Source organism: Deinococcus fonticola (assembly GCF_004634215.1).
GTDB lineage: Bacteria > Deinococcota > Deinococci > Deinococcales > Deinococcaceae > Deinococcus > Deinococcus fonticola.
Genome location: NZ_SMMH01000078.1, coordinates 1 through 3,646 on the forward strand (window position 1 = coordinate 1; position 3,646 = coordinate 3,646).

The 3,646-nt window shown below is 57.1% G+C and carries 2 protein-coding genes; one reads left to right on the forward strand and one right to left on the reverse strand.

Going from position 1 to position 3,646, the window contains the following annotated elements; all coding sequences use genetic code 11:
- Window positions 1-4: 4 nt before the first annotated feature.
- Window positions 5-2,947, reverse strand: a complete 2,943-nt coding sequence (locus tag E5Z01_RS19035) for a Tn3 family transposase (protein WP_135230814.1) — start codon at window positions 2,945-2,947, stop codon at window positions 5-7.
- An 87-nt stretch (window positions 2,948-3,034) separates the two neighbouring features.
- Between E5Z01_RS19035 and E5Z01_RS19040 the strand changes: the two genes are divergently transcribed.
- Window positions 3,035-3,637: a recombinase family protein gene (locus E5Z01_RS19040; RefSeq protein WP_135230815.1), complete on the forward strand. Its 603-nt coding sequence runs from the start codon at window positions 3,035-3,037 to the stop codon at window positions 3,635-3,637.
- Window positions 3,638-3,646 lie beyond the last annotated feature (9 nt).

Below are 3,646 nucleotides of genomic sequence, written 5' to 3' on the forward strand. Positions count from 1 at the left end.
TCTTTTACGGTTGTTGATCGGCAAGGGTGCGCCAGGAGTAGTCCCCGGTCAAACTGATGTGTTCCCAGCCTAATGGCGACAGGTACGGCAGGAGTTCCTCTGGAACGTCCTGCCCTTCGTTTTTCAGTTGCTCAACAGCGCCTTGCAGGGCCACCGTGTTCCAGGCACTGATGATGGCGACCAGTAACTGAATCCCTTTAGCTCGCAGATTCTGGGCTTCGCTGGAACGGTCACGGATTTCACCGCTGCGGTGAAACGCAACCGCTCTGGTCAGGGCATGAAGGGCTTCACCCTTATTCAGCCCATGATGCACCCGTAAACGGAGTTCAGGGCTGCTCAGCCACTCCAACGTGAACAGCGTGCGCTCGATACGCCCCAGTTCACTGAGAGCCTGTGCCAGACTGTTCTGACGTGGGTATGCTGCCAGCTTGCTCATCATCAATGAGGCCGTCACGGTGCCATGCCTGACCGAAACGGTCAGGCGACGGAGTTCATCCCAGTTCTCACGGAGAAGCTCCAGATTGAGTTTCCGGTTCACCATCGAGGCCAGCACTGGATAACTACTGGGCGATTCCGGCGTGTAGAGGCGCGTTTCGGCCAGGTCACGAATTCTTGGGGCAAAGCGAAAGCCCAGCAGATGGCACATCCCGAACACCTGGTCGGTAAAACCTGCCGTATCCGTGTAGTGTTCCTGAATCTGAAGGTCGGACTGGTGGTAGAGCAAACCGTCCAACACATGCAGCGCGTCTCTGACGTTCGTGGTGATGGCCTTGGTATGGAAGGGCGCGTACTGGTCAGAGACGTGAGTGTAGAAAAGCACACCTGGTTCACGGCCATATTTGGCGTTCAGGTGACCAAATTTCCTTCCCTGACCACCGACAGGGAAGCGTTGCCCGTCTGAACTGGATTTGGTGCCGTCGCCCCAATACTGAGCCAGCGACTGCTGGCTCTGGAAGTTCACCACTTCAGCCAGGGCTGCTTTGAAGGTCTCCTCACGGAGATACCAGTCCGAGAGGTACATCAGCCGCCTGGTGGTGATTTCCGGGTCGGTGACCGCTTCCGCCATTTTGGTCAGCCCCAGATTCAATCCCTCAGCCAGCAGAGCAGTGAGCAGGTGATGGCGCTTCTCCGCTGGCTGACCAGTGCGGAGGTCGGTAAAACAGGCGGAGAAGCTCGTCCAGCGGTCAACCTGCTGTACCAGGTCGGTGACCTTGATGCGGGGGAGCCGTTTTGCAAGCTGTCGGGCCAGCGGGTCAACCTGCGGTGGAACCAGTTTCTTCTGTGGCGTGATTTTGATTTTGCCACGCGAGTTGGAGACATCCATCAGCTTCCCTTTGAACAGTCCGGTGCTGACTTCTTCGAGTCGGGCTTCCATCAGGATTTTGCGTTCCTGCCAGTAATCGTCGAAGGTTTCTGGGAGTTGTAGGGAGAGTTCGGCCTGTTTTGCCTGCCAGTCTGTTCTGGGCAGCAGATATTCTTCAAGGTCACGGTATCTGCGGCTGCCTTCCACCCACAGGTCGCCGGAGCGCAGGGCCAGGCGCAGTTCGTCCAGCACGCAAAGTTCATAGTACGGGCGACTGACTTTCTCCCCATCCAGAACAAAACTGGCCCATTTCTGCCGGATAAACCGCAAGGGCACGGAAGCGGGAAGCATGCGCTTCCCGTTGCGGTACATCTCCTGGAGCGCCTCGATGCCCTGCAACAACGGTTCGGCGGAGGGAGTGGCTCTGAAGGTAAACGTGTCCAGCAACTTCTGCGAGTACGCCCTGACCCGTCGAAATGACTGCGTGAGGTACTGCAACGGGTCAAGCTGGCGAAGCTGCTGGGCGGCCTGTGGGTCAGCGATGGAAGCCACCAGCTTTCCCCAGGGCAGGATAGCCTCAATGACTTGATAGGGGTCGAGATGTTCCGCTCGCGCCCTGACCAGCGCGGCGCAGACCTGCTCGAAGGTTTGCAGTCGCTCGATGAGCGACTGACCGTGTTGCTGATATTCCGTGATGCTGGCCTGCTCGCTCTCGCGCAGATAGGTCAGCATCAGGCGGTCGTGCATTTCCAGCACTTCGTCGGTTAGGGTCTGCGAAAGCTCGACCAGATGGGCAAAAATAACCGCCCGCCTTTTGGCGGGCGCGTACTCCGCCAGACTGGAAGTGCTGAGGCGTTTCCCTTCGGCGGCCAGACCATCCAGACGGCTACGCGGCAGTGTTCCCAGTCTGGGGTCGTTCACTGGAAACTGCCGGAGCAGGTTCAGCCGCTCTATCAGCTTCAGGATATTGGCGGGTTTGGGGTGACGCGGCCACTGTTTCAGTCGGGTAAACGGAGCCATCGCCTGGTCTTCCGGCACGGTCAGCAGGTCATCAAGCGCCTGTTCGTACCCTGCGGTGATTTCCCCAAGAATCCGGTAGACCGTCGCTTCAGCCTGACTGCGGGCATGACTGACCATGCGTTCCAGCACGCCCAGACGTGGAACCAGTATTTTCTGGCGACGAAGCTCGTCGAGCAAGGCACTGACCAATGGGAACGGCTGTGGTGTGACGATGGCGAGAGGAATGAGCCAGCGTCGGAACTCACGGTTCATTTCCAGCGAGAAAGACTGATACCCGAGCCGTTGGCAGAGTTCGAGGAAATGCTCCCGGCGCGTGGGTTCCCGGCTGGCATACTCGACGTATTCATCAGGGTCAATCCCGAGCTGCTCTCCCAGAAAGGAAAGCACCGCTGTGGGCGGTGCTTCAGCTACATCCAGAACTTTGCCCAGGTGCCGCAGCACACAGAGTTGGACAGCAAAACCCAGGCGATTGGAATTGCGGCGGCGCTCCTGAATCAGAGACATGTCATCGTCCGACAGGGTGTAGTACCTCGATAGCAGGGCATCAGTGGGTTCAGAGAACTCGGTGAATTGCTTCCTTTGAGTACCAGTGAGAAGGGTCAGACGGGTTTTGCGGATGGTCATTGTCCCAATTAAGGTATACCTTAATTGGGACACGTTTTGAGACCGATGAAATCAGCGTTTTCAGGTGCTCAAAACAGGAGGGTTCAATTGGGACACTTTCGCAAGGCCGCCCTCTATTGCCGGGTTTCGACCGGAGACCAATCCTGTGAACGTCAGGAGCGGGATTTACGCGCTTTCGCTGAGCGGGGCGATTTTGAGATTGTCGCCATTTTCAGGGAAACCGCTTCTGGGAACGTCAATTCCCGCAGTGAACGCAAAAAGGTGATGAATCTGGCGCGTGACAGGCAGATTGAAGCGGTGCTGGTCACAGAACTCACTCGCTGGGGTCGGTCAACGACCGACCTGCTGCATACCCTTCAGGAACTGGAATACTATGGAGTCAGCGTGATTGCCCAGACGGGCTTGCAGTTTGATTTGCGCTCACCACAGGGAAAGTTGTTTGCTTCACTGATGGCCGCCCTCGCGGAGTTCGAGCGGGATTTGCTGCGTGAACGTATCCGTTCAGGGATTTCTGCGGCTCAGGAAAGGGGCGTGAAGTTTGGCCGTCAGGAAGGGCAAAGACCCAAAGCAGACCGCAATGAAGCCAAAGTGCTCAAACTGCGGGCGGCGGGGAAATCCTATCGGGCAATTGCCAGTGAGCTTCACCTCAGTAAAAACACTGTTATGGACATCGTTAAGCGGAATCAATAGTCGTAAACG